5 protein-coding genes are annotated in these 7,262 nt (G+C 36.2%); 1 reads left to right on the forward strand and 4 read right to left on the reverse strand.

Annotation, left to right across the window (positions count from 1 at the left end; translation table 11 throughout):
- Together ACOVQ4_RS00695 and ACOVQ4_RS00700 are read right to left on the reverse strand one after the other, a co-directional pair.
- Nucleotides 1-2,189, reverse strand: a 2,189-nt coding sequence (locus ACOVQ4_RS00695) for a TonB-dependent siderophore receptor (protein ID WP_421818757.1), incomplete at its 3' end; no start/stop codon positions are given.
- Nucleotides 2,190-2,389: 200 nt separating this feature from the next.
- Nucleotides 2,390-2,719: a hypothetical protein gene (locus ACOVQ4_RS00700; protein WP_421818758.1), complete on the reverse strand. Its 330-nt coding sequence runs from the start codon at nt 2,717-2,719 to the stop codon at nt 2,390-2,392.
- Between the two features lie 387 nt (nt 2,720-3,106).
- On the opposite strand from ACOVQ4_RS00700, the gene ACOVQ4_RS00705 reads away from it, so the two are divergent.
- Nucleotides 3,107-3,583 carry a hypothetical protein gene (locus ACOVQ4_RS00705; protein WP_421818759.1) on the forward strand — a complete coding sequence of 159 codons (477 nt, stop codon included), beginning with the start codon at nt 3,107-3,109 and terminating at the stop codon, nt 3,581-3,583.
- Nucleotides 3,584-3,822: 239 nt separating this feature from the next.
- Here ACOVQ4_RS00705 and ACOVQ4_RS00710 read toward each other — a convergent pair whose 3' ends face one another.
- Nucleotides 3,823-5,502: a DUF3667 domain-containing protein gene (locus ACOVQ4_RS00710; RefSeq protein WP_421818760.1), complete on the reverse strand. Its 1,680-nt coding sequence runs from the start codon at nt 5,500-5,502 to the stop codon at nt 3,823-3,825.
- Between the two features lie 245 nt (nt 5,503-5,747).
- A complete protein-coding gene (gene recA / locus ACOVQ4_RS00715) occupies nt 5,748-6,833 on the reverse strand; it encodes a recombinase RecA (RefSeq protein WP_421818761.1) in 1,086 nt (361 codons plus the stop codon).
- Nucleotides 6,834-7,262 lie beyond the last annotated feature (429 nt).

Here is a 7,262-nt window from a genome sequence, read left to right on the forward strand (position 1 = left end):
TATAAATTCAACTTTAAAGAAAGAATCACCTGACGTAAATTGCCTGGCGTAATAAATCCACGACCACCATAATAATATTTCGTATCAAAGATATTATCTCCACTCAGCGACCATGTATAGGCTTTTTGAGAATAGCTCACTACTGCATTAAACAGCGTGTAAGCATCTGTAGCAAATGTTCCAGCAGATTTGGTGTTAATAATATTGTCTTTACCGTAATAATTACCCCCAAAACCTAATGAAAATCCTTTTAATGTACCTTTCATAAAAGTATAATTCCCATACCAATTGCTCATCCAAGCAGGTCCTGAGTTTACAGGTCTCAAACCTTCTGTATTAGCGTCTGACGCCGTTAATTTACTATCGTTATAGGCAATTCCTGCATGAAGATATAAGCCTTCGAGCGGACGACTTTGTAAATCCAATTCTACACCACGGCTATATTGCTTTCCATTTTGGATAAACATCGAAACATTCTCAGGATTGGCTCGCACCGTATTGCTAATTCTAATATCATACAAACTTAAACTTGCGTCCAATAAATGTTTTTCTTGAGAATATTTAAAGCCTGTTTCAAACTGATTGCCATATTGTGGTTTAAAATTAGAAACAGTCCCATCTACCTGACTCACGGGTGCTACATTTTGAAAACCATTCATATAACTCGCAAAAAAGGCCAATTGTTCGGGCAATAACTGATACGTTAATCCCACTTTAGGAGAAAAGGCAGTCTGATTATAAGCGCCTGTCCAAACATCCGTAGTTTTGTTATAAGTACCTGAATTTTGTAAGAAATCTACTCTTGCACTCAACATCAAGGTCAGGTTTTTGGTAGGATTAATCACATCTGAAGCATATAAAGAATAGGTAGTCAAGGTAGTTTTTGTAATAGCAGGTACTTTTCCTAACAATCTGCCATTGATTTCACTTTCATTGAGCAAGCCATAGTTTACACTTTTCCCTGCAACTGCCACCGTATCAAAAGTAGGGCGTGCTACACCGTTGGCTGCATTAGCTCTTGAGCCGTCCAATCCATTTGCCGTAGTACCATAAACATATCTATAATAATCAGCGCCTAATAAAACTCTATGACGTACCGAACCAGTTGTTAAATCACCAATGAAGTTTTGTTGTATTTGTTGGTTAACAATTGTCTCAGGTGCATAATTAACGATTCTACGAACTATTGAGGTGTTATTATTGGTCATAACCATGGTTTGATAATTACCATACGACTCGCTGTTAGAGCTCATTAAATTGGTCTCAGATTTCCAGCGGTTCGAGATTATATAACTCACTTTCCCGTACAAATTAATCGCTGTTGTTTTAAACAAAACGCTGTTGTCAGTATAAGATTTAAAATAATCCAAATTCAAGCCATTCGGACTTTCTGCATACGTCAACACACCACCTTTGAGTGGGTTCATGGGTGTCAAGAGCATATTATTGGTCGAAACTCTTCTCAAAATCTCTGCTTCTGCATCAATTCTTAATTTATCTGATGCTTTGTAAGTAAAGCTTGGCGCCAAAAATAAGTTTTGATAAATTCCTTGGTCTTGAAAACTTTCTTTGTTTGTATAAGCACCCGTTACACGCATCAAACCTTTTGATTGAGCATCTAACTTTGCATTGACATCAACAGTAGCCCGTTGAAAATTATTATTACCTCCAGCCAAGGTGATACTTGCAAAATTGTCATCCTGTGGTTTGACTGTTACACGATTGATTACGCCTCCAAAAACAGTCATAGAACTTCCAAACAAAGTTCCGCTTGGTCCTTTTACGACATCCAACTGAGCAATATTCACAGGGTCGATGTCAGAGGCCACATATCCCAATACACCATTTCTGAAATTAGAGCGTGTACGAAATCCTCTCACTGTGTAATAGGGTGAAACACCAGCCCAACTTGGCGATACGCCCGTCACATTCGAAAGCATATTGTATTGCACAAAATAATTACGATTCAAAATCAACTTGCTATTTACAGAATGCGTTACCTGTGGGTTTTCCAAATTTTTCAGTGGCATTCTCGAAGTGTACTCACTCGACACGTCAGCCGAACTGTTTACCCCACGAATAATTACTTCGTGTAAATCGGTATTTTTTAGAATAGTAGAATCTTTTTCTTGTGCTTGAGAAGCAACATAATTACCTATAAATAGAATGGAAAAAAGTACTTTTTTCATGAGATTATAATTTGGAATAATAGATAGGATAAACCTAGCCTTATATTAGAGAAAATAGTCGCTCAGCTTCTGTCCAAAACAGAAAACGGTACTCTTTCTCTGTACTAATTATGAAAGTAGTGCGTACAGATATATAGCGCTACACGCGTATTAGGTCATAATACACCATAGCCTAAACTCCCGTAAAGTAGTTTGAAAAATTAATAAGTAGGTGGCTTGAAGACTTTCGAAAAGAAGCTTTCTAAATAGATGATTGGTAAGAAAAAATGATTAGGTATTTCGTAAAGAAATAATTCGCATTTTGGAATAGCTGCAAGCTTTCCGATTTGGCAATATAAATCTATGATAGAGCTAACAATCGTATTTTTCTGCTGAGCTTCTTTTTGTTCTGCGGCTTTTGCCAGTTGTTTGGATAGGTAGCACTTTCCATTACAGTGCATACTTGGGCGAGTACGGTTTTGACAAAGGTTTTTGGCAATGTAATCTTTTCTTAAACTATAATCTAGATAGACCAATGGAGAGTACAACATCCTCATAATTAGAATGCTGAACAAAAATAAGGCTTTATAATTTTGCTTTAATACCATTGACTATTTTCCCAAACGAGTGCAAAAATAATCTTAATTATGGAGTAATTCAATAATTTTTCATAAACAAGCACAATATTCTAGGTTTTATACAATACAATTGTGTTTTAGTTACACATTGATTTTTTCTAAAAAACTTATGCCATCAAATATCTCTAAAGCCTTTGTTTCGGCAAAAATATTTTGGAGTTTGTCTCTCTATAAAAGTGACTTAATGGATATATACAGTCTGAATAGAAAATTTTACTATATTAGAGAAAATTACAAGTCTAGGTATATAGACATGCTATTAGAAATTTTTATTTTAACCATTTCAACAATCGTAAAAAAATGAAGAAGTTACTTGCCCTTGCCCTTTTGTTGGCTAATGTACTAGTTTGGGACGCAAACGCTCAAAAACCAAAAGACGAAACTAAAGACGCTAAAAAAGAGAAAAAAGAAAAGAAAGACAAAAAGGATAAAGAAGAAAAAGCAGACAAAGCCGATAAAAAGGATAAGAAAGCTAAAGAGGAAAAAGCTCCGAAAGAAGACAAGAAAGTAAAAGAAGATAAGGCTGCTAAAGAAGACAAAAAAGCAGACAAGGAAGCTAAGAAAAAAGAAAAAGAAGCTAAAAAAGCTGACGATAAAAACCCTACCGTAAAGCCTGAGCCGAAGAAGGTTGACAAAAAAACTGAAAAAGCTGCCGCAGGTGATGACAAAGTGATAGGTAAAGACGATAAAGGTCGTACCATCTACGAAGGACCAAAAGGTGGTCGTTATTATATTAACTCAAACGGTAATAAGTCTTATATCAAAAAAGACAAGTAATAAACCTTTTGTATGCAATGTGATTGCTCGGATGAGTGATTATTCTTACTATAAATTTCACTTGTAGAGCCAAAATGTTTGCATCTAAAGAGGTATCATTTTAAGAAAAAGTATCAAAAAAGGCGTTCGGAATAAATTTTTCGAACGCCTTTTTGATAAACTGTCAAGATATTTTGCAGAAAGTACCTCACAACTCCTGAATAATTACTCATCTACAGAATCATCATTTACTCAATTTTCTATTGCAAGGCAAATTTAATAGCGCCCGTAATGCCTAGTACCATAGTAAACGTAAAGCAGTACATACAAAACAAAACTATAGATTTCCAAATGGTTTTTAGCCAAGATTGTCGATATACTACCTTGAGTGACATGGCGAAATAAATCATAAAGACTATCATAGCAATACTCAATGCTATATTCCAATGCCCCACCAACAAGCCAATGCCAACAATTATCATGAGCATGAGCATAAAAATTGAATGAATATGAATGGAAAAAATCAGGTGTTCGTAATAAAACCTAGTTTGACCATCAAAGAGTTTTGGAAGTGCAGGAAATGGCTTTTGGCGCATAAACCCTGCTGTCAATGCATATATTAGTAATCGAAAGCTATAACCTATCCATTTGAAAGGATACCACAAAATGCTGTGTATACGCTTACTGTAGCTAATTTTGAGCATCAGCGCTACCAATGGCATCAGAATAAACATCATGAAAGAAATTACATTTACCCCAAAGTGTACCATATCTCCAATTGCCTTTTCTGCATCTTCGTCAAAAGCCAATTCGTAATAGGTGACGTTACGACGCAAACCTCTTTTCAAAAATGCAAGTGGACTTTTACCACCCTCCTCTTTGGCAATCAAACTGTCTAATTCTTCATTTTTCATATTCAGCAAACGCTTCTTATAGGTTCTATTTTGCAGACTTCCATCGCTACTTTTGGTAACTACCTTTACTCCTTCTATCCACACAGGTACCTGTACGTTGTTTTTCAAAGAGTGTAAAATCAGGGTGTACTCAATTTTGCCTTTTTGCCCCATTCTTTCTGTGAAGTATGCCTTCAAATCCTCCGCAGGCTCCGAAATGGCCTCTGTATGTATCGAGTCCAAAGCCAATTGCTTTTGTATTTCAATTAATACGGGGCGTTGCTTAAACTCGGGTAATGAATCAATGACAGCTCTGAGAGTATCCTCCTGTGCAATATTCATTTCGTCTAAAATCTCTTCCGTCGAAACATCAAAGTTTGATACATAATCAATAAATCCTTTTGCTTGTGAAGCCAGCTTCGTTTGTTTATCAAGTGTTTTTAGTTGCTTTTCATTTTTGGCAATCTTCCTTTCCAAAGTATGTTGTAGAGTTGTATCTTCTCTGGCAATGGCCGAATCGAGTTCAATATTCAGGCTAGCAATTTCCTTACTTTTCTCTACACGTTTTTGAGCTACTGCTTTCACAGCTTGATTTTGTATAGACTTGTCCTCTTTTTTATTCTCTTCATCATCCCCTTCATCGCTTTTACCTTTGCGACGAGCATCTCCTTTCAACCCATCAATGACACCCCTTGCCATATCATTTGTTGAGTTCAAGCCCATCTCAACTAGTTCATCAAAAGCGATAAAAAACACAAAAGATACGATAAAATATAAACGAATCGGTGGCACATAGCGAGCCCTCCTTCCTTCCAAAAAATCTTTGGTAATTTTGCCTGGCTGCGAAAAAATTGATTTGACTGTATTATAAAACTTTGTATCAAAATTGGTAAATCCTTCAAAAACATCATATAATAGCTGTCCCACTCCTACTTTCAAATCGTGGTTTTCTTGACCACAGTTTGAGCAGAAATTATCCTCTGGTTTCAGCATATTATGACAGTTGTGACAGACTTCTACTTTACGACGATTTTTGTGTATCGACATCTTAAATAAGTTTAAGGTTTTAGATTTACCGTCGAATTACTTGAACGAGCAAACCTGTGATTGTTGGTTTGAAGAATCTTTACTCTCGAAATTCAGCACGGCTTAGGGCGTTTAATAAAACTTTCCCTCAAAATAGTCAATTTTTCAAATAGCAGTAAGTGATTTCAGCATGTTTTTATTAATAGATTATAAAAAAAGGAGAATACCTTTCGATATTCTCCTTTTTACCTTTATAAAAGACAGGATTATAAACTTTCGTCCAACTCGCCATCATCAGCAACACCACCTTCAGGGTCCAGCAATGCGCCATCGTCGCCTTTTACTTTATCTTTGATTTTGCGTTCGAGCTCGTCCAGCAATTCAGGATTATCGCGAATCATCTCTTTTACAGCGTCGCGACCTTGTCCCAAACGGTTACCATCATAGCTAAACCAAGAGCCAGATTTTTTTACAATATCCAGTTCCACAGCCAAGTCTAACACTTCTCCCGATTTAGAAATACCTTCACCATACATGATATCAAATTCAATCACCTTGAATGGGGGTGCCAATTTGTTTTTTACCACCTTCACTTTAGTACGGTTACCGATGATATTATCAGCACCTTCTTTGATTTGTCCAATACGACGGATATCCAAACGTATCGAAGCATAGAATTTTAGGGCATTACCCCCCGTTGTTGTTTCTGGGTTACCAAACATCACCCCGATTTTATCGCGAAGCTGGTTGATAAAGATACAGCAACAACCCGTTTTGTTGATTACCCCCGTTAGCTTACGAAGTGCTTGAGACATCAAACGAGCCTGAAGACCCATTTTTGAATCACCCATATCACCTTCAAGTTCAGCTTTTGGTACTAAGGCAGCTACAGAGTCAATAACACAAATATCTATTGCTCCAGAACTAATCAATTGTTCTGCGATTTCGAGAGCTTGCTCACCATTATCAGGCTGAGAAATCAACAGTTGGCTAGTGTCAATACCAAGTTTTTCGGCATACGCACGGTCAAAGGCATGTTCGGCATCAACAAATGCGGCCAAACCTCCTCCTTTTTGAGCTTCGGCAATACAATGCATTGCTAAAGTTGTTTTACCAGAAGATTCTGGACCATAAACTTCTACAATTCTTCCACGAGGTACGCCACCGATACCAAGTGCCAAATCTAAGCCCAATGAGCCCGTAGAAATCACTGGAACGTCTATAACTTTACTGTCAGACAAACGCATTACGGTACCTTTACCGTAGGTTTTGTCCAAACGCTCGAGCGTAGTTTGAAGGGCTTTGAGTTTCTCTGCTGCAGGATTACTTGCTTCAGCTTGTTGCTTTGCCATGTTGTATAAATGTAAGATAAAAATGACTTTGTTTAAATGAACTATCCCTTCGACGACTAGGTTTAGGCATTTTCTGAGATAATTCTAGGCTTGTTACGCAAAAATCACAATAGGTAACAAAATTTAATTTTACTATCAGGTTCGAAAAATAAATAAGCTTGCTTTGACTTACAAATTTTTATCCTTCAAAATCAAATTTACAGATTGATTAAAGGCAAAATTTACACAAAAATATTCAATGAGCGATTACTTCTGTTCATTTTTATCAAAAGAACTTGTTAGAATCTTCTCTTGTTGAATTTCTTTATTTGATAGATTTCGGAATGTGAATTTACAAGCTTTAGTCTAAAAAAAGTAATCTTTTTGAAAATATTTTTCAACAAAAAATCTATTATTTTTATTAAAAAATAAAAAAAGTATACACCATTA

Origin of the sequence: Flectobacillus sp., assembly GCF_049240685.1 — a bacterium.
Taxonomy (GTDB): Bacteria; Bacteroidota; Bacteroidia; order Cytophagales; family Spirosomataceae; genus Flectobacillus.

Coding starts and splice junctions, on each gene's coding strand:
- ACOVQ4_RS00700 (WP_421818758.1), bottom strand. CDS start 2,719: ATGTTGTACTCTCCATTGGTCTATCTAGATTATAGTTTAAGAAAAGAT.
- ACOVQ4_RS00705 (WP_421818759.1), top strand. CDS start 3,107: ATGAAGAAGTTACTTGCCCTTGCCCTTTTGTTGGCTAATGTACTAGTT.
- ACOVQ4_RS00710 (WP_421818760.1), bottom strand. CDS start 5,502: ATGTCGATACACAAAAATCGTCGTAAAGTAGAAGTCTGTCACAACTGT.
- recA (WP_421818761.1), bottom strand. CDS start 6,833: ATGGCAAAGCAACAAGCTGAAGCAAGTAATCCTGCAGCAGAGAAACTC.